This window comes from Acinetobacter sp. FDAARGOS_724 (assembly GCF_013364475.1).
In the GTDB taxonomy this organism is placed as follows: Bacteria; Pseudomonadota; Gammaproteobacteria; order Pseudomonadales; family Moraxellaceae; genus Acinetobacter; species Acinetobacter variabilis.
In genome coordinates this window covers 2,800,373-2,822,096 of record NZ_CP054908.1, presented here as the reverse complement: position 1 = coordinate 2,822,096, position 21,724 = coordinate 2,800,373, and the positions used below count along the sequence as shown (strand labels likewise).

General features: G+C 38.7%; 20 protein-coding genes, 1 tRNA gene and 1 pseudogene. 15 read left to right on the top strand and 7 right to left on the bottom strand.

Annotation, left to right across the window (positions count from 1 at the left end; translation table 11 throughout):
* Window positions 1-705 carry an arsenical resistance protein ArsH gene (arsH, locus tag FOC32_RS14820; RefSeq protein ID WP_175967896.1) on the top strand — a complete coding sequence of 235 codons (705 nt, stop codon included), beginning with the start codon at window positions 1-3 and terminating at the stop codon, window positions 703-705.
* A gap of 246 nt (window positions 706-951) precedes the next feature.
* On the opposite strand, the gene FOC32_RS14815 is transcribed toward arsH, so the two are convergent.
* From FOC32_RS14815 to FOC32_RS14795, 5 genes are read right to left on the bottom strand one after another with little or no spacing between them, the layout of a single operon-like run.
* The gene (locus FOC32_RS14815; RefSeq protein ID WP_175967894.1) at window positions 952-2,232 is read right to left on the bottom strand and encodes a site-specific integrase; all 1,281 of its coding nucleotides are present in this window, start codon (window positions 2,230-2,232) and stop codon (window positions 952-954) included.
* Window positions 2,232-3,218, bottom strand: a complete 987-nt coding sequence (locus FOC32_RS14810) for a hypothetical protein (protein WP_175967892.1) — start codon at window positions 3,216-3,218, stop codon at window positions 2,232-2,234. The genes FOC32_RS14815 and FOC32_RS14810 overlap by 1 nt, the downstream gene beginning before the upstream one ends.
* A complete protein-coding gene (locus tag FOC32_RS14805; RefSeq protein WP_175967890.1) occupies window positions 3,215-5,245 on the bottom strand; it encodes a tyrosine-type recombinase/integrase in 2,031 nt (676 codons plus the stop codon). Before FOC32_RS14805 ends, FOC32_RS14810 begins: the two co-directional genes overlap by 4 nt.
* Window positions 5,238-7,442 carry a hypothetical protein gene (locus tag FOC32_RS14800; RefSeq protein ID WP_175967888.1) on the bottom strand — a complete coding sequence of 735 codons (2,205 nt, stop codon included), beginning with the start codon at window positions 7,440-7,442 and terminating at the stop codon, window positions 5,238-5,240. Before FOC32_RS14800 ends, FOC32_RS14805 begins: the two co-directional genes overlap by 8 nt.
* Complete coding sequence (locus FOC32_RS14795) at window positions 7,435-8,238, bottom strand: hypothetical protein (protein WP_052026687.1); 804 nt, start codon at window positions 8,236-8,238, stop codon at window positions 7,435-7,437. Before FOC32_RS14795 ends, FOC32_RS14800 begins: the two co-directional genes overlap by 8 nt.
* A 168-nt stretch (window positions 8,239-8,406) precedes the next feature.
* Here FOC32_RS14795 and FOC32_RS14790 point away from each other — a divergent pair.
* Window positions 8,407-8,718: pseudogene (locus tag FOC32_RS14790) on the top strand (dTMP kinase); the annotation flags it as partial.
* A 91-nt stretch (window positions 8,719-8,809) separates the two neighbouring features.
* Complete coding sequence (locus tag FOC32_RS14785; protein ID WP_171248473.1) at window positions 8,810-9,250, top strand: PaaI family thioesterase; 441 nt, start codon at window positions 8,810-8,812, stop codon at window positions 9,248-9,250.
* 112 nt (window positions 9,251-9,362) lie between these two features.
* Here the strand turns inward: FOC32_RS14785 and nadB are convergent, their stop codons facing one another.
* The gene (gene nadB, locus FOC32_RS14780) at window positions 9,363-10,991 is read right to left on the bottom strand and encodes an L-aspartate oxidase (RefSeq protein ID WP_175967886.1); all 1,629 of its coding nucleotides are present in this window, start codon (window positions 10,989-10,991) and stop codon (window positions 9,363-9,365) included.
* Window positions 10,992-11,227: 236 nt separating this feature from the next.
* Between nadB and FOC32_RS14775 the strand changes: the two genes are divergently transcribed.
* From FOC32_RS14775 to FOC32_RS14725, 11 genes are all read left to right on the top strand, one after another.
* The gene (locus FOC32_RS14775) at window positions 11,228-12,613 is read left to right on the top strand and encodes a Do family serine endopeptidase (protein WP_034171221.1); all 1,386 of its coding nucleotides are present in this window, start codon (window positions 11,228-11,230) and stop codon (window positions 12,611-12,613) included.
* A gap of 124 nt (window positions 12,614-12,737) precedes the next feature.
* A complete protein-coding gene (locus tag FOC32_RS14770) occupies window positions 12,738-13,223 on the top strand; it encodes an acyl-CoA thioesterase (protein ID WP_175967885.1) in 486 nt (161 codons plus the stop codon).
* A 260-nt stretch (window positions 13,224-13,483) separates the two neighbouring features.
* The gene (gene lepA / locus FOC32_RS14765; protein WP_004784519.1) at window positions 13,484-15,301 is read left to right on the top strand and encodes a translation elongation factor 4; all 1,818 of its coding nucleotides are present in this window, start codon (window positions 13,484-13,486) and stop codon (window positions 15,299-15,301) included.
* A 21-nt stretch (window positions 15,302-15,322) separates the two neighbouring features.
* On the top strand, window positions 15,323-16,150 hold the full coding sequence (gene lepB, locus FOC32_RS14760; protein WP_175967883.1) for a signal peptidase I: 828 nt from the start codon (window positions 15,323-15,325) through the stop codon (window positions 16,148-16,150).
* Between the two features lie 24 nt (window positions 16,151-16,174).
* A complete protein-coding gene (locus FOC32_RS14755) occupies window positions 16,175-16,546 on the top strand; it encodes a DUF4845 domain-containing protein (RefSeq protein WP_034703931.1) in 372 nt (123 codons plus the stop codon).
* On the top strand, window positions 16,518-17,216 hold the full coding sequence (rnc, locus tag FOC32_RS14750; RefSeq protein WP_004784515.1) for a ribonuclease III: 699 nt from the start codon (window positions 16,518-16,520) through the stop codon (window positions 17,214-17,216). Before FOC32_RS14755 ends, rnc begins: the two co-directional genes overlap by 29 nt.
* Complete coding sequence (era, locus tag FOC32_RS14745; RefSeq protein ID WP_175967880.1) at window positions 17,216-18,244, top strand: GTPase Era; 1,029 nt, start codon at window positions 17,216-17,218, stop codon at window positions 18,242-18,244. Before rnc ends, era begins: the two co-directional genes overlap by 1 nt.
* 18 nt (window positions 18,245-18,262) lie before the next feature.
* Window positions 18,263-18,460, top strand: coding sequence for an NF038104 family lipoprotein (locus FOC32_RS14740; protein ID WP_034171227.1), 198 nt, complete (start codon window positions 18,263-18,265; stop codon window positions 18,458-18,460).
* An 11-nt stretch (window positions 18,461-18,471) separates the two neighbouring features.
* Entirely contained in the window at window positions 18,472-19,182 is a 711-nt protein-coding gene (gene recO, locus FOC32_RS14735; protein WP_175967879.1) for a DNA repair protein RecO, read from the top strand.
* Between the two features lie 13 nt (window positions 19,183-19,195).
* Complete coding sequence (pdxJ, locus tag FOC32_RS14730) at window positions 19,196-19,921, top strand: pyridoxine 5'-phosphate synthase (protein WP_175967877.1); 726 nt, start codon at window positions 19,196-19,198, stop codon at window positions 19,919-19,921.
* A gap of 15 nt (window positions 19,922-19,936) precedes the next feature.
* Window positions 19,937-20,590 carry a tRNA-(ms[2]io[6]A)-hydroxylase gene (locus FOC32_RS14725; RefSeq protein WP_175967875.1) on the top strand — a complete coding sequence of 218 codons (654 nt, stop codon included), beginning with the start codon at window positions 19,937-19,939 and terminating at the stop codon, window positions 20,588-20,590.
* Window positions 20,591-20,958: 368 nt separating this feature from the next.
* On the opposite strand, the gene FOC32_RS14720 is transcribed toward FOC32_RS14725, so the two are convergent.
* A tRNA-Asn gene (locus FOC32_RS14720) sits at window positions 20,959-21,034 on the bottom strand.
* A 236-nt stretch (window positions 21,035-21,270) separates the two neighbouring features.
* Between FOC32_RS14720 and FOC32_RS14715 the strand changes: the two genes are divergently transcribed.
* Window positions 21,271-21,714, top strand: a complete 444-nt coding sequence (locus FOC32_RS14715; protein ID WP_034171231.1) for a hypothetical protein — start codon at window positions 21,271-21,273, stop codon at window positions 21,712-21,714.
* Window positions 21,715-21,724 lie beyond the last annotated feature (10 nt).

The window sequence follows — 21,724 nt, the reverse complement described above, 5'->3', positions numbered from 1 at the left end:
ATGAATTTACCAAATATTGATTTAAGTCTTTTAGAAAAGCCTACTTTAGAAAAAGTTCAAGCCAAAGAGCTGGATCATCCACCAAGAATACTGCTTCTGTATGGTTCAAACCGTGATAGATCGTTTAGCCGTTTAGCTGTTCAAGAAGCTGGCCGAATCCTAGAGTATTTCGGTGCCGAGGTTAAAATTTTCCATCCTAAAGGTCTGCCTCTCCCTGAAGATGGAGATATGGAACATCCTAAAGTGAAAGAGCTTCATGAACTCTTAGCATGGTCAGAAGGTATGGTGTGGTGCTCTCCTGAACGTCATGGCTCAATGAGTTCCATCTTGAAAGCTCAAATCGACTGGATTCCACTTGCCGCAGGTGCAATACGTGCAACTCAAGGTAAAACCTTAGCTGTAATGCAAGTTTGTGGAGGTTCTCAATCTTTTAATGTGGTCAATCAATTACGTATTTTAGGGCGCTGGATGCGGATGATCACGATTCCAAATCAATCATCAGTACCTAAAGCATTCCTAGAGTTTGAAGAGGATGGTCGTATGAAGCCTTCTTCTTACTACAACCGTATTGTTGATGTAATGGAAGAGTTATACAAGTTTACTCTCTTAACGAGAGGACAGTCCTCATACCTAACTGACCGTTATTCTGAACGTGTAGAAAGTGCTGAAGAGTTATCGAAACGAGTGAATCAGCGTAGTTTATAAGTATTTAGCTTATAAAAAAACCGCCATTAATAATGGTGGTTTTTTTATGACAAACTATGAGTCGCATGACGTTAATCTTGAAGGTGAATCTATGTATAAAAAGAGAGGTAAAGCAGTAGAGTAATATTTAGTTTTTGTCCAAGTAAAGGAACACCTTAATTTATCAAAGAATTTATTAAAGTGTCCAACTTGAATAAGAATGGATGGTCAATTAAATGTTGATTTTACAAATTTTAATAAGCTTTGCTATTTCATTTCATCTAACATTTCTTGAACTGTTTTTTGAGGTGAGACAAGTAATTCATGAACAGTCCTTTGATGTGCTGAATATACTAGTCTTGCCATATCGATATAGTATTTGTAGGTGGTTTCTAAATCCTCATGTCCCATCTGATTCTTTAATGCTTCAGCAAAAGCTGCATAAAGAACCTCTGAGGAACTATCGAGAAGCTTTTCCTTAAAAAACTCAAGTGCAAACATAGTGGGCCACCAATGCCTAGCTTCATAAAATGTAATTTTTTCTCTAAAGTCTGGATAAAATTTCATTGCTCTTAATTTGGCATCATTTGAGCGTTTGGAAATCATTGTTGGCGTTATAGGTTTCCCCACTTTATTTAAAAACAAGATTGATGGTGGGCACTCAATTCCATATTTTTCTCGATATAATTTTCTTCTTTCATTGTAAAAAGGCTTGATATAAGTATTATCTAATTCTTTAAGATCTTTGATATTAATTCTGACAGTTCGAAGCTTTTTCCCTTTGCCTATTACTTCGAACCCGATGGTGGGATTATCTTTATCCATCTCAGAATATGGCATTATATGTTTATTCTCTCCATTTCCAAGGTATGGGAATTGGACAAGTTCTATAGGACGCATACCAGTGCCAAGAGATAGCTTAAACAAGGCAGAGTAGGCGGGATCGGTATAAGCCTTAATCAACGCCTTAATCTCTTGATTTGTAATAAGAGACTTTGAAGAGCTCTGTCGTCTTTCTTTATCTAGAACTTTTATATTTTTCGCATCTATAACCTGTTTAGCTGTTTGTTGAATATAATTGAGCATTCTTTGATTTTTGAAATTAACAATCCAATTCTTATGCTGTATAGATACATTAGTGACGTATCCAGAATTATGTAACCATTTGAAATAAAGTAAAATAATTTTTGCATCTTCAAAAATCGTCTTTGAAGTAGGTTTATTAGACTGTTTTTGTACTCTTTTTATTTGACGATAAATTTGCCATTTTCTGATGTCACGGTTATCAGTAAGAACATGATATTTGCTGATCTCAATATCCCGGAACTTTTCATCTGTAGATAAATATGAATAAAATTGAGCTAAGATATTTGCATACCGCTTGGATGTGTTAATTGCTCTATTTGTTTCGTAGTATAGAAATAAATTAGGATGGCTAAGTAATATTTCTTTATCACCAGGAAGTATAGCTTTTAAAACAAAATGCTGACTATCACTAAGTGTATCGACGCTTTTATATTCGATCAGTATGGACTGTATTGTTATCATTAATCCCCCTGATTTATTCGATATAGGCATACTTTATCAAAACCATCCTGTACTGAAGGTATGAATGGTTTATCAGCTGCCTGAAATTCAGAATTAGGAATATTTCTGAAAAAAAATTGACGTTGTGATTTAGTGATTGCCTCTGAATCTGAATGTGGAATGTAGATTTGTATTCCTGATTGATTGTTTAGTTTTTTCAAAATTAATTTTAATTCTGATCTTGAGTGGATAGGAAGTCTGACAAATAAATGGAGGGTATCGGAATTAAATACATAATTTTGGACAAATTTATTAAAACTGCATAGATACCTTTCCATAAATATGATAATAACTACTTTTCTATTAACTGAAAGTTTATTCAATTTTGTTATTATGCGATTAATAGCACTATCTTTTTCATCTTCGAAAGTGTCAATATTTTCAGTATCTTTATAATTTTTAAAAATCGATTCAAAATTTTCTTCTAAGACTTCAAATTTAGCAGAGTTAGCAGAGAAAGAGGGAATTGCAGAATTAGTACTTTGCATTATTTGTTGTTTACTTAATTCATTCTGTAAAGTATTGATCTTCTCTAGTAGTTTGTCGTTGTGTAAGCTTTGCTTCTGCAACTGTAATCTAATAGCATCTGCATCAAATGAAGTAAGATCATTGTTCATTAATGAAGTTGTCATATTATTTTTTATTTTAGCTATTTCTTTACTATGGACTTCTTCTAACCCATTAAGTTTATTCTGAAGTTCAACAATTTTTGATTGGTAGCTAGATAATAATTTGTCGGAAGAAATTTCCTCCTCACCCTTAATTAATTCACTAATAGGTTTTTCACCGTTCATATAGGGTTTCAAATCAGAATAATATCGATTAAATGATTGTCTAGATATATCTACAATTGTACAGATATCCTGTATTTTTAATTTAACACTAGGATTTTTTACATTTTCTTCAATGATAGCATTAACAATTTTAGATCTTGTTGTTGAACTCATAATTGTACCACTTCCATTTTTAGAGCCTTTTTAACTTTGTGATGATTCATATCTAAGGTTTCTAGATGTTTTTCATTCGCTGCAAGTTTTTTACGGATCATTGCCTCTGCTTTCTGGCCAATGTTATCAGTTGACTCTAAAACACAGTGATAGAAGTTGATGTTGTCGGAGATAGCTTTCCTCGATTTTTCAAGGACAACGCAATATTGACAATCCAAGTGACAATTATTCACATCAGGAGTTAAAGAAGTTCCCAAATTGTTTTTTTCTAAAAGGCATGGAAGTAGATCATCCTTTTCTATTTCACCACTATAAATACAATAGGAGCCTAAAGCAGATCTGTGGATAAACCAAATCTCTCCACTAGAAAGCATGTGTGATACATAATTCATAATTTGAAATTTAAGTTGTTTTCCAACAAATTTTTCTGGAATTGAGATCATTGTATCTGCAATTCTTTCGGCTAATTTCCCTGAATAAGACTCATCTCTAATATTGCGTACTACCTCATGAAAATCCTCAGTAAAATGTACTTCAATAGCTTCTGCAATTGCATTAACCATAAAAGGATTTCTAGCTATATATTTCAGAGTCATGGCATAGCTTTCATGTCCAAACAGCATTCGGATTAAATCGATATTTTTTTCACTTCTATTAATTAATATTTCAGCTACTGTTTTTCTAAACCGATGAGTGTGAGGACTTTCGATTCCAGTAAATTGTCTAATTTCATTCGTGATGAGCTTAATTTGTCCGCTTGTGAAATTATTTAGTACTTTTCTGCTTTTGTTTGACTGAAATAAATAACCTTCCTTATTAAAATTAGATAAGCTTTTTAAATGTTTAAAACAATCTATGCAGTTACCGATAAAATAAGGAATAGGCATTACTTCGGTTTCACCCTGATAATTTGGGTCATTGGTGGTTTTAAATCTTGTAATATTTATCCAATATTCATCATTTTTATCTTTGTAGGTATCGTCTAGCATGATTTGCCCAATTTCTCTTGCTCTCATTCCTACAGTAAGACCAACTAAGATAAACAAAGCATTCCTAACATGATCTAAAGCTATTGCATATTGATTTTTCCATGTATATACGTAGGGCTTACTATGGCTTTGAAGGCTAGTTTTTTGAAAACTTCTAATGCTAGACATTACATTTATTCCATCAATTGTAATGTTTGTAAGTCTTTCAAATTCTTCGTTTGGTGCCCATGAATAGAAAGGAGCATGGCTGGTATTTGATAAATCTAGGCCATCAATATAATCACGTACTTTTATCAATTCTGGTAATGCAATTTCGAGCCAGAATAATGAATACTCCATTAATTTTGAGAGTTCATCCTCAGAAAATGGCAGCCAAGTAGATAATGTACCTTGAAAATGATTAAGAACATCCTTAGATCGGCGTTTATTATCAACAGATATTGGATTTATCTTTAGTCTGTAATTCTCCGGTATGGCTTCTTGATGAGATAATGATAACCATAATCTAATGATACGAAATAGGTCACAATAATGACTTGGAGTGTCTTGATTGTTTTTTGCTCTATCGAGTGCATCGTTTAATATAGCTGGACTAATACAATCTATATCAGAAGGGTCATCTGGAGATAAATGATTATAGTGAAAAATATAGGATAGAAAGAGGTTAAAAGTTGAATTATAAGATCTAGTGGTGGCGTAACTTCTAATGTTGCCAAATGCGCAAAAATCTGGGATTACGTAATATAACAATGCACGTTTTAAGCCATTGTATTTTGTATCTTCTTTTCTGAAGTTGATTTTTACAGGGTTGCTACCAGTGGGAAATTCAAGTAACCATACATCATCTTTATATGAAGAATAGTCAGAAATAGGAAAGTCTTGATCAGGATATTCACTTAGTTTTATAGATAGTGAAATAACTGAGCTAGATATTCTCCCTCCAGTGGTTTGTAAAACATGATTGAATTCTTCACTAGCAGCCTCAGCTTGATCCTGCAGCAACGATTCAGTGGTAAAATATTCATCAAGATCAAGCATAATCATCCTCAAAAATTACTTTCAAATCATTTAAGTTTCTAGGTAACAGAGGTGCATTTTTTCTTTGGTACCGTGCGGATTGTTTAATATGATCATCATCATTCCAGTTATCTAGAATTGACTCAATAATCAATTTTTCTTCAATCAATGTTGAATCAGGCTGATATATATCGCTCATTGAATCTTCTAGATGTTGTAGTCGTTCCATTAGATAAGGAACAGATTCTTCAAAAAGGCGAATTTGTTTGCAGAAAATACAATTTTGAATTGAATAACATTTTTTTCCCTCAGGAATCTCATTTTCTGAGCCGATCCATGTTGGTTCATATTGATTAGAACACCCCCATAAAGAATTTTTTTGTCCTGGAATATGGAAAATTTTTAATCCTAGATTTGTAGTCGCATTTTGATTAGCTTGTGTTCCGATAATTCCTTTAAATTCTCGATGCCTAAGTAAAGTTACGATTTTTTCTTGTTCAATCCTTAAACGTTTTACTCTATCTTGTTTTGCTATACCAGAATTGTCGTAATATCGGTCTGTAGTATCTTTGGTCGTATGTCCTTGTATCAGTCTAATAACTGTTAAAGGAAGTTTTTTTCGTTTATTTTGCATCCACGTAATGCGAAGTCTTAAAGTAAGATCACCAATTGCTGAAATTTGCTTTCCATGTTCTTTAATTTCATGCTTGTTAATAAAATGTTTAATTGCGGTTTGAAAAGCTTTATTCTGAGATAATGAAGTATGTCTTCCTCCTTTAGAAACCCAGTCAGCCCAATATCTAAGGCATATAAATAGAGGGTTTAAATCCTCTTCTTTATGGTGCATAGGGATATAATCAAACGAATAATCCTGAAGAGGTGCTGTAATCTTTTTTGCTAATTGAATAATATTATAGATCGAATATCTATCATCTTTGTTGCTAGGAGCTATAAACTCCTTTGAACAACTGTAGGGAAGATTAGAATCTTGGCTTCTATGTTTTTCTGAAAATATAATAGACTGGTTTTCACTCAAGGTTCCACTTAATACATGCTCATAATTGTTAGGGTCAATTGATAAAATAGTCTCTTTATTCCAGCCAGTTTGAATTGCTAGCATTAAGTAGATTGCAGCTGCATCAATCATAGATGGAAAATACATTCCTAAAAAAGCATCCCAATTGTCTATTTCAGGGTGTTTAAATTTAGATTGAGCCCGAGATATACGTAATATTAATAGTTGAATAATATCCTCACACTCTCCCATATTTATGCAAGAGTCAGCCGCATATTTGACATTAATTTCATCTAAAGTCTTATGCATTGGATAGCCGTTAACAATTAATGTTTTTAATCCTCTTGCAACATCGAAATTCCAGTGTCTTAATCCAAACCCTTGTTGTTTCCTTAGCTGTTGAATTTCTTTAGAGGTATCTATTAATTCTTTATCTCTTTCATAAATAGCTTTGAATTTATCAATCATTATAGAATTAGGCTGGTTCATTAATTCTAAAAGTTCAGGATCGATACATTTTTTTAATTTTATAGGTAGGCTTTGTACCGTAAGTTTACTAATAATTTCTTTATTGAGTATCATCTCATACCATGCGAATACACGCTCTTTAGTCATGGGTGGAGTTATGTCTAAATGAGCTTCTGATAAGGTATATGGCTCTACCTGATTAACTTTTTCAATAAAGTTTACTTTTTCGTAAAGTCGATTTATTTCTAATTTTAATGCATTAATTAAATCATTATAACAAATTTCATCTAAAGGTTCTGTTGGCTTGCTCTTGGTTTTAAAAGCAGTGACATTAGGTAATAAAGGTATTGGTATTAACATTGTATTTTGAGCAAAATCTAAAATTGCTGATTTAAGCTTTGAGGGAAGCTCTAGGCTTAATTTATTTTTTTGACAATATCTTATATAGGCTCTAAAAATTTCCGAGTGTACTTTAGCAAGAGTGTCTATTTTTAGTCTGTCAGGCTGTCTCTCATTATATTTATTTATAAATTCAAAGAATGTTTCAATTGCTTGAATTAGGAGATAAGCGGATGAAGAAATTCTATCCTTAGAGTGAAAAAGGAACATTCTATGCAAATCAAAGCAAAGTTTATTATCAAGATCAAAGCCTTGAAGGTTTAAGTATCTAGCCTTTATAACATGACTAGAAGATGTTTCAACTGATCTAACCCCCCGAATATTTATATCATTCACGATTAATTTTTTCCCATTCCTTTTCAACGAGTAATTTCAAATCCATTAAGGAACCATTGTTATAAATAATAGTATCCCCGCGTTTGATTTCTATTCCTTTTTCAGAAGAGTGGTTTATAACTTTTGCAGCATTATCTCGCTGAACGTGCCATATTGTGCCGTTATGAGAACGAATAAAATCAGCTTCATTCTCAAATCGAATATCTTTGATTATTACAATATTGTTTTTGCCGTAGATGGGTATTTCTTTTGACGGAAGAACCAAAGGTCTTTTAGATCTTAAAAAGTGATAATTACTAAATTCTTTGAGGGCATGATCCTGAAGAAATTCGATCATTTCATTTGGTGTCATGTCCCAGTATTTGATTTTTTTATTCAATAATGAAGGGTTCCAGGACTCTTCTTGAGTAATTCCAAAAATAGCTTGCGCTGCTAACTTAAATGGAGCTTTAGGATCAGTGAAGTCAAGTTGTGATTTATCAGGTTCATTAGTTTTATATTGGTTGAAAGCCAAATTTGCTCTTAATAACCAATGATCCGAATTTAACTCTCTAAGCCAATCTGTTCCAACTGTTTGAAAAAACTTTCTAGGTGACCATCCCCAATGAGGGATTACTTCTTCTTTTATATTATCATGCCAAGTCTCTGCATCAGTTAACCCAAATAAAATTTGGCATCCAATTTTAAGCGGGTCAGCTAAAGCATATGTGGTTACACCTTCATGTTTTAATAACATAGAAGCTACTGTGTCTTTACCTGATCTAGCTACAGCTGCAAGTCCAATGATTTGGGTCATTTTTAATTTGATTCCTAATACCTAAGCTCAATTAATATAAAACATCTCTAAGCTAGATTCTTTTAGACTTTAAAGAAGTTCATCATTTCGGTAATACTTGTATAGTTTACATTATATAGTATTAGGATATAACTACTTTTGTTTACAAATTAATATAAAGGAATATAAGATGCCAGTTTTGCCTATCAATGTGCAGGGCGTGGACTCAGTGAAGACAAGTTGAATCTGTTGAATCAAAATTTCGTGGAACGTATGCCGGATATTACGTTCTGGCTGGATGCACCGATTGAACTGGGTATGAATCGCGCACATGCCCGAGGTGCGTTGGATCGGTTTGAGCAAGAGAAAGTTACTTTCTTTGAGAAAGTTAGCGCTGGATATGCAACACTATGCCAGCGTCATCCAGAACGGATTAAATGTCTGGATGCAACTCAAACACCGGATCAGGTGTTTGAACAGGCGCTGTCTTATTTAAAATAATTTTATTCTAAAGACATTTTTGGCATACTTTTCTCTAGTTATTTCAAGGAAGAATCTTCTATATTGGAAGAAATCAGGAAGATAAAACATGATGAAAAGTACAAGAGAAGAAATCATCCAGTTTTTACAGCAGGAATTTCCACAGAGCCTGGAAAAGTGCCAGATCGAAGCTGTAGTGCCTCAGGGTGCAACCTTACTGTATCGAGTGAGTGAGCAGGAATTACGTCCCGGCGGCACAGTGTCTGGCCCCACCATGATGACCTTAGCTGATCTGGCTTTATATATTGCGATCCTCGGTGAGATTGGACTGGTTGGCCTGGCAGTGACTACGAACTTAAATATTAATTTTCTGCGTAAACCTTCGGGTGGTGTTGATCTGCGAGGGGAAAGTAAATTGATGAAAGTGGGTAAAGCGCTCATTGTGGGAGAAGTCTGGATTTATTCGATTGATCAGGAAGAGCCGGTTGCCCATGTGACAGCGACCTATTCGGTTCCACCACGTAAAGAACACGTGCATTCCTTAAAATGCTGATTAATTCTTACAAATCATATGCTTTATTTAAATCCTGATTATTCTAAAAACTTAAAAAATCAGAGCCAAAGAAAAGGCAGATAACATTCAAAAATATTATCTGCCTATATCTTTAAGCATTCACCAAAGGAGTTTCTACTTCAAAACTTGGTGGAATCAGTACAGTTTTACGTAGTTCAGGCAGTAATTCTGGATAATCCAGGGTGAAATGCAGGCCACGAGATTCTTTACGTTGCATGGCACAACGCACAATCATCTCAGAAACCAGTACCAGATTACGCAGCTCGATCAAGTTTTTGCTCACCTGATAATCCTGATAGTATTCGGTAATTTCTTTCTTTAACATCTCAATCCGGTGCAGGGCACGTTCCAGACGTTTAGTCGTGCGGACGATACCCACATAGTTCCACATGGTCTGACGCAGCTCGTCCCAGTTTTGCAGAATAACTACATCTTCATCAGGATTAGTGACCTGAGAATCATCCCATTCTGGTACCTCAGGGATAGCTTGATCTGCCTTGAAATTTTCCTGAATATGTTTGGCAGCACTCATGCCATATACAAAACATTCTAAAAGTGAGTTACTAGCCATACGGTTAGCGCCATGTAAGCCGGTATAGGACGTTTCACCAATGGCATAGAGTCCGGCAATATCGGTCTGACTGTTTTCATCTACGACCACACCACCACAGGTATAATGCGCAGCAGGAACCACAGGAATCATTTCCTTGGTGATGTCGATGCCAAGTTCTAACAGACGTGCATATAAGGTTGGGAAGTGTTCTTTGATGAAGCTTTCATCTTTATGGGTAATATCTAGCCAGACATGACGAATGCCCAGACGTTTAATCTCATAGTCAATTGCGCGTGCCACAATATCACGTGGTGCTAGTTCAGCACGCTCATCAAAACGCAGCATAAAACGCTCACCATCAGGTAGGCGTAAATATGCACCTTCACCACGCATAGCTTCTGTGATCAGGAATGAACGGGCTTGTGGATGATATAAACAGGTCGGATGGAACTGGTTGAATTCCATATTGGCAACCCGGCAACCGGCACGATAGGCCATCGCAATCCCATCACCAGTCGCGATATCCGGATTGGAAGTATAAAGATAAGCTTTCATCGCACCGCCACAAGCCAGGGCAGTAAATGGTGCTAAGAAAGTATGAACTTGTGCACTTGCTTCATTGAGTGCATATAAACCTAAGGTGCGATTTTCACCATCTAGGCCCAGTTTTTGTGAACAGATCAGGTCGATCGCAATGTAATTTTCAAAGATGGTAATATTTTCTTTTTCCTGAGCACGCTGTACCAACGTGGTAGAAATGGCACGCCCAGTAGCATCAGCCGCATGAATGATTCGGCGCTGTGAATGGCCGCCTTCACGGGTCAAATGTAATTGTTCCTGCTCATCCAGAGTAAATTGGACGCCGTGTTTCAGCAGAAAATCCACCGAAGGCTTACCACCTTCAACCGTCTGCTTCACCGCATCCATTTCACACAGATGTACACCTGCAATCATGGTGTCATCAATATGCTGTTCAATCGAGTCTGTCTCATCCAGTACTGCTGCAACACCGCCTTGAGCATAATAGGTACTGGCATCGGTCAGGGTAGATTTGGCAAGAACTGCAATATTAAAATGTTCAGGCAAAGAAAGTGCTAGACTTAGGCCGGCACCACCACTGCCCACAATGATCACGTCAAAATGATGGGTAAGGGGAAAATTAGACATGTCCATCAGCTAATTGAAAAAAGTCCGGTAATCAGAGCGCTTTTTTGTACAAAAGGCAAGCGTTTAAGTGCTCATTTATTGATGAAAAAAATTAATAAAAGCTTTAACTTAATGCTTTAGAAAAATTAAAGGTTGCTAACATTCAAGCTTTCGAACATATTGTTACTTAAAATATATGAAGTTTGTGATAAAACCTATTTACATAAATTTATCAACAATTTGGGTGAATAATTTATATGAAAATTCTGGATTTAAAAAAAGGATTATTTGCAGCGACTGTTACTATGAGTGCTGCTCAGTTACAGGCAGTAACACCCGTCGATTTTTCTAACCTGGTTGATCAGGTCAGTCCGGCAGTGGTCAGTGTAAGTGTTGTCAAAAAAATGAGCGAAGAAGAGCTCTTGCAACAACAGGTTCCTGAAATTTTACGCCGTTTCTTTGGTAATCAAGTGATTATTCCGCAGCCACGTGTACCGCAGGAAAAAACCGGATATGGGAGTGCCTTCTTCATTAGTAAGGATGGCTATCTGCTGACCAACCACCACGTAGTTGAAGATGCGTCTAAAGTGACAATTACCTTGAATGATCGTCGGGAAATTGATGCGACAGTCGTGGGAAGCGACGAGCGTACTGACGTCGCTTTATTGAAAGTTAATGGTTCAGGTTTCCCGGAACTGCGTACTGGTGATGTCGATAAATTACGTGTAGGTGAACCCGTATTAGCAATCGGTTCACCTTTTGGTTTTGACTACTCCGCTTCTGCCGGCATTGTCAGTGCCAAGATGCGTAACATGATGGGCGAAACAGCCGTACCATTTATTCAAACTGACGTTGCCCTCAACCCGGGAAACTCGGGTGGACCGCTATTTAACCAGCGCGGTGAAGTGGTGGGGGTGAACTCACGAATCTTCAGTGGTACTGGTGGTTATATGGGGCTGTCATTTTCGATTCCCATTGATGTCGCTATGGAAGTCGCTGACCAGCTGAAACGCGATGGTAAGGTGACCCGTTCTTATTTGGGTGTAAGCCTGCAAGATATCGACCGTACTTTGGCTGAATCTTACAAATTATCTAAGCCAGAAGGTTCTTTAATTACCCAGGTGGCACCAAACTCGCCAGCAGCTAAAGCGGGTCTGCAAGCCGGTGACGTGATTTTAAAATACAACGGTACTGATATTTCACGCACTAGCCAGTTGCTGAACTATTTGAACCGTTCTGCGCCTAAACAGCAGATTCAGCTGGAAGTATTACGTGATGATAAACGTCGTAATATCAATGCAACCTTAACAACTGCACCAGATGAAACTCCAGCCAAAGCAGGTAATCAGGCCCAGCCAAATAAAGGGCCGGTATTAGGCGTTACTATTCGTGAATTAAGCCCGGCTGAAAAAGAACGTTTAGAGATTAAGGGTGGTGTAGTCATTCAGGACGTCCGTAGAGACGGGATCGCAGCTCAGGCACGGATCATGCCAAATGATGTCGTGACTCAAATCAATGGTAAAGCGATATTGAACAGTAACCAGTTTGTGGAAGCGGTGGCAGATCTAAAAAAAGGTAGTGTTGCCCGTGTCGGTCTGATTCGTCAGGGTCAACGTGCCATTGTCGGGATGCGCATTTCATAAAATAAATGAATCTTCAATAAAAGACCGCTTGTATAGGCGGTTTTTTATTTTTCGCAATTTACCCGAGGCATAATTTCTGTAGACTCTGTACATGGAAAAAATTGCGATAAAGGATAAGAGAAAAGTGACTGGTATTTTTGACCAAGTTTTAAAGGTACAACCTGAACATATCGACCGTTTAGGACATGTGAATAACGTCATTTATGTGCAGTGGATGCAGGATGTGGCCTCGGCCCATATCGAGCAATTAGGACTCGGTTTAAATGAGTATCTGCAACTTAAACATGCCATGGTTGCAGTTGAACATCATGTCCAGTATCGCAAGGCGGCATTTGAAGGGGATGAGCTGATTCTACGAACCTGGTTAAGTGATTTGAATGCCTTATATTCATTCAGACAGTATGCTTTTTATCGTCCACAGGATCAGAATGTCCTATTTACCGGTAGCACACAGTGGGCCTGTATCGAAATTGCGTCGGGTCGCCCGAAGCGTATGTCGCCAAGTTTTACCCAAGCTTATCAGCCTCTCTCAGACAGTATTAACCCTTATGATTTTTCTACTTTATATTTGAGTGAAGAAGTAAAGGCGATAAGAGAAGAATCAATCTAATAAAGTGATGATATCGAGATTGAATAGAGGGGAGCTACCAAATAGGAAGCAGTCCATTTAATAAGCTGTTTTCATGGAAAAAAGCTGAGGAAAAGAAAATAAAAAATAAAGCAGTTACGTATTTAAGATAAGCGAGAGAGAAGAAAGATAATTCTTTTTCTGTATCTCCATTCTGCTATAATCCTCGGCAATTTCTATTCGGCTTTTGTTATGCAATGACTTTTTAAATTGCATGGCGCGTTTTTTTCTCAAGGTAGCCCATGGCGCAAGCTAAAAAATCTGTTGATATTAAAAACATTCGTAACTTCTCGATTATTGCGCATATTGACCACGGTAAATCGACTCTGGCAGACCGTTTTATTCAAACTTGTGGTGGTTTGCAGGATCGTGAAATGCAGGCTCAAGTTCTTGATTCTATGGAACTTGAACGCGAACGTGGGATTACCATCAAAGCGGCTTCGGTCACCTTGTACTATACCCATCCAAATGGTCAAGAGTATCAGTTGAACTTCATTGATACCCCGGGACACGTGGATTTCTCTTATGAAGTTTCACGTTCTTTAGCGGCCTGTGAAGGTGCACTTCTCGTTGTGGATGCAGCGCAAGGGGTAGAAGCGCAGTCTGTAGCAAACTGCTATACCGCGATTGAGCAGGGTCTGGAAGTTTTACCAGTACTGAACAAGATTGACTTGCCACAGGCTGAACCCGAACGTGTAATTCAGGAAATTGAAGATATTATCGGGATTGAAGCGACTGAAGCACCGACCTGTTCAGCAAAAACTGGCCTAGGTATTGAAGGTGTACTTGAAACGCTGGTGAATGTCATTCCTGCACCAACAGGTGAACGTGATGCACCGCTGCAAGCGTTGATTATTGACTCATGGTTCGATAACTACTTGGGCGTGGTATCTCTAGTTCGTGTGAAACAGGGGCGTGTTCGCAAAGGCGACAAGATGCTGGTGAAATCGACGGGTCAGACACATATCATCACTTCAGTCGGTATTTTCAATCCGAAGCATACTGAAACCGATATTCTTGAAGCGGGTGAAGTTGGTTTCGTAATTGCCGGTATTAAAGACATTTTTGGTGCACCAGTGGGTGATACCATTACACTGGCAACTACTCCAGAAGTTCCAACATTACCTGGTTTCAAAAAAGTAAAACCACAGGTCTATGCGGGCCTGTTCCCAATCGATTCCAGTGATTTTGAACCTTTCCGTGAAGCATTGCATAAACTGCAAATCAATGACTCTGCGCTGTTCTTCGAACCAGAAAGTTCTGATGCTCTAGGCTTCGGTTTCCGCTGTGGCTTCTTAGGTATGCTGCACATGGAGATCGTACAGGAGCGTCTAGAACGTGAATACGATCTGGATTTGATCTCTTCAGCACCAACGGTAATTTATGAAGCAGTGATGAAAAATGGCAATACCATTTACATCGATAGCCCGTCAAAAATGCCAGATGGCTCAACTGTTGAAGACCTGCGTGAACCAATTGCAGAGTGTCATATCCTCGTGCCACAGGAATACCTGGGTAATGTCATGACCTTATGTATTGAGCGCCGTGGTGTACAGAAAGACATGAAGTTCATGGCGAATCAGGTATCTGTTACTTTTGAAATTCCAATGGCCGAAGTGGTGATGGATTTCTTTGATAAATTGAAATCTTGTTCACGTGGTTTTGCGTCACTAGATTACAACTTTGTGCGTTTTGAAAGTTCATCACTGGTGAAAGTGGATGTCCTGATCAATGGTGAAAAAGTCGATGCTTTAGCAATGATTTGCCATCGCCAGGATGCACGTCATCGTGGAATTGCACTGGTTGAAAAAATGAAAGACCTGATTCCTCGTCAGATGTTTGATGTGGCAATTCAGGCGGCTATTGGTGCGCAAATTATTGCCCGTTCTACTGTAAAAGCAATGCGTAAAAACGTATTGGCAAAATGTTATGGTGGTGACGTATCACGTAAGAAGAAACTTCTTGCAAAACAGAAAGAAGGTAAGAAACGTATGAAACAGGTGGGTAGCGTTGAAATTCCACAAGAAGCGTTCTTAGCTGTACTGAAAGTCGAACGCTAATACTATAAGGATAATAAGCCCATGGATTTTGATTTTAATTTAATTCTTGTTCCTGCGACCTTATTTTTCGTCGCGGTTTGGTTGCTAGATAAGTTTGTTCTGAAACAACGACAGACCAAAGGTAAGGGCAATGAAAATTTCATTATTACCTGGGCTTATGATTTCTGGCCGGTTTTGGCGGTCGTTTTAGTTTTGCGTTCTTTCCTGTACGAACCTTTCAATATTCCATCAGATTCCATGGTTCCAACCCTGGAAACCGGTGATTTTATCCTGGTCAATAAATTTGACTATGGTGTGAAATTACCAATTGTAAATACAAAAATTCTGGATACAGGTAGCCCGGAACGTGGTGATGTCGTGGTCTTCCGCTATCCGCCACAACCAACGATTAGCTATATCAAACGTGTAATTGGTTTGCCAGGTGATCATATTGTTTATGATCATGGCCAGTTAACCATTAATGGTGAGAAAGTAGCAAAAGTTTCAGTAGAATTCAGCCGTGAAAAAGATCGCCTAGATACGCCAAATTCGATTTATCATAAAGAAACCATTGGCGAACATACTTTCACTATGCGTGAACTGGAAGGAGTAAATGTAGCTCGTCAGGCTCCATTCCTTAACTATATAGAAAATGGTAAGTTTTCAGCTGAAAATGGTTTATATTGGGAAGTGAAAGTTCCAGAAGGCCATTACTTTGCGATGGGGGATAATCGCGATCAAAGTGCTGACAGTCGTTTCTGGGGCTTTGTTCCGGAAGAAAACTTAACAGGTCGCGCATTCTATATCTGGATGCATAAAGAACCTGGCTTTAAACTGCCATCGTTTAGTCGAAACGGAATAATCGATTAATTATTTCAGTCAGGAAAATAAAAAATGAAACATCAACAAGGTGCTTCGTATATTGGAATTTTATTTGCAATCGTGGGGTTTGCTTTTCTTGCCAAAGTGGCGATTGCAGTTTGGGGGCCATACTTTGATGATCGTATGGTGGACAATCAGATTGAGGAACTTTTAAAGAGTTCTCCGGCAAATATTGCGCCAGAAAAATTTCGTCAACAGATGGGGCAGCGTTTAGAAATGAACAATATTCGTGATCTGAAATTTGATGAAATTGCCAAAGTAACCAACACTGATGGTTTACAGGTGCACAAGAATTATGAAATTCGCAAGAATTTCATATTGAATATCGATTTAGTGATGAAGTTTGAGAAAGATTTTGATCAAAGCACAGTCAAAACTAAATGATGAGCGTCTTGCCAAACGGATCGGCTATCAGTTTAAACAAGCTGATCTGTTAAAACTGGCACTGACCCATCGTTCAGTCAGTCATAAACACAACTATGAACGCCTAGAATTTCTAGGCGATTCTCTTTTAGGGATGATCATAGCCAATTATCTCTTTACTGCTTACCCGCAGGAAAATGAGGGCCGTCTGACGCGTATGCGTGCGACTCTTGTCCGACAGGAAGCGTTAGGGAAAATTGCCAATGATCTAAAATTGAGTCAGAACTTGATTCTCAGTACGGGTGAACTGAAATCGGGTGGTCATCATCGTGAGTCTATACTTGCCGACACGGTCGAAGCTATCATTGGTGCAATTTATGTGGATTGCGGTGATCTCACTGTACTACAGGCGATTGTGCTAAAATGGTACGAACCATATTTAGACAATATTGAGCCGACTGACCAGCTGAAAGACCCTAAATCACGCCTACAGGAATATTTACAAGCACGTAAAAAACCTCTCCCAGTTTACGAGGTTGTAGATATTCAGGGTGATGCCCCGAACCAGCATTTCAAAGTGGAATGCCAGGTAGAAGGCTTGCCGGTCATGGCCGGTGAAGGTTCAAGTCGACGATTCGCTGAACAGGCGGTTGCGGCAGATATTTTAAAACATTTGGAGCATAAGTCTTAATGACTACTCATTCCGATCACATTGATGCTGATCACGAGTCGCAAAGCGACAGCAATGACTTGATTAGTCAATTTTTCAGTGCACAGGGTACTGAAATTCCTTCTGATTATCGTAGCGGTTTCGTGGCGATTGTCGGACGTCCAAACGTAGGTAAATCGACCTTGATGAACCACTTACTGGGCCAGAAACTTTCGATTACTTCACGTAAGCCACAAACTACACGTCATAAAATCGTAGGGATTGATTCACGTGAAAAATCTCAGGCAGTATTTGTTGATACACCGGGGATGCATAAGAAAGAAGTGCGTGCCATCAATAAAATGATGAACCGAGCTGCGCACTCTGCACTGCGTGACGTAAACCTGGTACTGTTTGTAGTTGACGCACAGAAATGGACCCAGAACGACGAGCTTGTTCTGGAGAAATTAAAAAATGCGGATATGCCAGTAATTCTGGTAATCAACAAGCTGGACACGTTTGAGAACAAGAATGAGGCCTTACCGCTGATTTGTGAACGTGCCAAACTGATGAACTTTGCTGAAATCGTACCGGTATCTGCACTTCGTGGTGCAAATCTCGAACACTTACGCGATACGATTGCCAAGTACCTGCCATTCCAGCCCCCACTGTATTCACTGGATCAGCTCACTGATCGTTCAGAGCGTTTCCTGGCCTCTGAAATTATCCGTGAAAAGATCATGCGTCAGTTAGGTGAAGAACTGCCATACGATTTAACTGTTCAGATCGAATCTTTCAAAACTGAAGAGCCGACCCTGAATGAAAAAACAGGTCGTATGAAGCCGGCATGTACTTATATTGATGCCACTATTTTTGTTGATCGTGCTGGCCAAAAAGCCATTGTGATTGGTGAAAAAGGCTCCAAGCTGAAGAAAATCGGTATGGATGCACGTGTCGATATGGAAAAGATGTTCGAACAGAAAATCATGCTAACGCTTTGGGTGAAAGTCAAAGGCGGCTGGTCTGATGATGAGCGAGCCCTGAAAAGTCTAGGTTATAGCGACATTTAAATTGGATAGGAACGGATCATGATGAAATTTCTGGCAGTTATTGCATGTGTTTTATTTTTGCAGGGCTGTATTCATAAAGTAGTGACCGTTCCTGCCAAAGTTGCCTATAAAACCACAAAGTACGCGGTCAAAGGGACCGCGGCTGTTGTGGGTGCCGCCATTCCCGATGGGGATGACGAAGAAGACGAGAAAAAATCAAAAAAGAATAAAGACTAAAGAAGCAGCCTATGCGTAATGAAGTGCTGCATGGATACTTGATTCATCATCGTAAATATCGCGATCGCAGTCATATTGTGCATTTATTTACCCAGGAATATGGCCGTATTGACGGAATACTGAGACAAAATCCTCCACCACAATATCAACCCATCAGCTTGCTAGCCTCTGGCAAATCTGAACTCAAAAACTTCACCAAATTAGAAATTGTTAATCAGCCGATCTTTTTTTTTGGCGATGCCTTCTTTTCTGGCTTTTATCTAAATGAAATCCTGTTGCGTTTATGTCCGCTTGAAGTGCAAATGCCGCTGACCTTTGCCAAATATGGCGAAACGTTGAATGCCTTGCAAAAACTCTCCGATCAGGAAAATCCCAATACTTATTTAAAACAGGTTCTGCGTCAGTTTGAACATATCTTATTAGAAGAACTGGGCTATGAACTGGATTTTTCGGTCGATGCCAATCAGGCACCAATCAATCCCTTGCAACATTACTATTTTCAGTTGAATGAAGGTTTTATGCCTTCGGCCAAGGCCTTGCGCTCAACCATGTCGGGCCAGCAGATTTTAACAATGCAGCACTATGAAAATGGTAGGGATTTTAATCCAGAACAGTTACAATTACTGACGAAGCTATATCGACAGGTGATCACTGCTTTGCTTGGTGACCGACCACTGAAAAGTCGACAATTGTGGATCCAAAATTCTCAATCTCAATCGTAGTTAGGAAAATATTATGGCTGCATTACTTGGTGTCAATATTGACCATGTCGCAACTTTAAGACAAGCACGTGGTACGACCTACCCAGACCCAGTCAATGCTGCATTGATCTGTGAGCAAGCCGGTGCAGAGGGAATTACCCTGCATTTGCGCGAAGACCGCCGACATATTCAGGACGAAGATGTACGTCGTATGCGTCCGGTATTGACCACGCATATGAATCTGGAAATGGCCGTAACTGATGAAATGGTGACGATTGCTAAAGAAATCCAGCCGCAGCATGTCTGCTTTGTACCGGAAAAACGTCAGGAAGTGACGACTGAAGGTGGTTTGGATGTAATTGGTCATTTTGAAGATGTAAAGAAGGCTACTCAGGAACTGACTGCGATTGGTTGTGATGTGTCGCTATTTATTGATGCTGACTTTGCCCAGATTGATGCAGCAGTGGCTTGTGGTGCACCTACAATTGAGCTTCATACAGGTGCTTATGCCGATGCAGCAACACCTGAAGCACAGCAGGTTGAATTGGAGCGCATTATCAAAGGGGCAGAGTATGCGGCTTCTAAAGGTCTGGTGGTCAATGCAGGTCACGGTCTGAACCTGGATAATGTCACTCCAATTGCTGCAATTCCTCAAATTCATGAATTAAATATTGGTCACTCGATTATTGCAGATGCAGTTTTTATTGGTCTAGCGCAAGCGGTTCAACAAATGAAGGCTGTAATTAAAGCTGCGCGTTAAGATTGCAAGAAACATATGTCAAATATTGATTATGATGAACTGATGAAGCCTGTCATTGGCTTCCTGGGTTGTGAAACACCAAAAGCCTGGCTCGATGAGGCATTACAGAATCTGGAGATCCTGATGCAGGATCATGCTAACTGTGAGAAGAAAGCAGCCAGTACAGCAATGAACCTGATGTTCCGCTATAGCTTCTTTGTAGATTTGCAGGTGAAACTGGCGCAACTGGTACGTGAAGAAATGCTGCACTATGAACAGGTGCTGGAATTCATGAATAAGCGTGGCCAGCAATGGATTGGTCTCAGTGCAGGGCGTTATGCGAGTGGTTTGCGTAAGGAAATCCGGACCTATGAACCAGAAGCATTAATTGATGTGCTGGTGATTGGTGCTTTTGTAGAAGCACGCTCTTGTGAGCGTTTCTATGCGCTTGCTCCGCTGGTGGATGACGAGTTAGGACGCTATTACCGTTACTTGCTCAAATCTGAATCTCGCCATTTTGAGGACTACTTGGCCTTAGCTTTGGATGTGGCTAAAACTGCAAAACTGAAAAATCCGCAAGAAGATATTCAAAGCCGAATTGAGCATATCCGGGAAGTAGAAAAGAATCTGATTCTCAGTCCAGATGAAATGTTCCGTTTCCATAGTGGTGTGCCAACAAAAGCAGCTTAAGAAGCTACTTTATTAAGACATCAAAGAAGATCCTCCAAATCGGGGGATTTTTTTATAACTATAAAGAATCTGTAGCTAACTTATTTATTAAAAGAATTTAAAATAGCCTAAGCGATATAAAATTTAATCTGATGTTTCTTACAGTAAGAGTGGAGAAATTAACATCATGCAAGATAGTAAACGTTGTTATCAACTAAAAATAAGTATGTATAAACACATTTGATTAAATGAAAATATAGTCCAATCTAACTAGGTAAATAAAAGGGCAGAGTAAGAATATATAAGAGAAAAGAAGAATCGAATCATTTTATAAATGAAATTTCAGGCAATAAAAAAGCCCGCTTTAATGCTGCGGGCTTTCTTGAATTTGGCTCTCCCACCTGGGCTCGAACCAGGGACCTGCGGATTAACAGTCCGTCGCTCTACCGACTGAGCTATGGGAGAATCTGAATGCGATTATAGAGAGATTTCATCAAGGGTCAAGCAAAAACTGTCATATTTATTACAAATTGCACTTATCTGATTTTAATTTAAACGATTGCATTAATTTCTTAAAAAATGCTTGTCAGAACAAATTTCACTTGCTAGATTGAAAACATAAAGTCGTTTGACCAAATGGTCAAACAGTGTGGATTTAAACCTACTTGCCAGCACAAAAATGGCTAAACCGGAGAAAGCGAATGAATACGCTCACTATCCCTCAAATTTTCTCTCAACTGTCTTTTTATCAAGATCATTATCTCGAAATTATTCAAGATTCTGCTCAATACTTTACCCCTGTGGCTGGTGCAGAAATCCGTTTATGGCCCTTAGCGACTAAACAGTTATATCTGGGTGACTTGTTGCAACTATGGTTTGCAGAAAAGTGGCTGGTCGAAAAAGAACGCCAATTTAGTTTTGAGATTTTTCTGAACATGCCTGAAGCTCAGAAAAAAGATCTTTATATTTATGAGCTTGCTGGCAATCTTCTGACCGGATCGAACCAGTCTAAAGTGTGGCAAGCTTCTGCTAAAGAAACTCAGGTACTGAGTGTAGCGAATGTTTCTAAGCATTATTTCGAATATCGGGCATTGACCCAGCCGAAACTGGTAAAAGCACCGCAAGGGAAATGGGGCGTACTTTAAGCCTTAAACA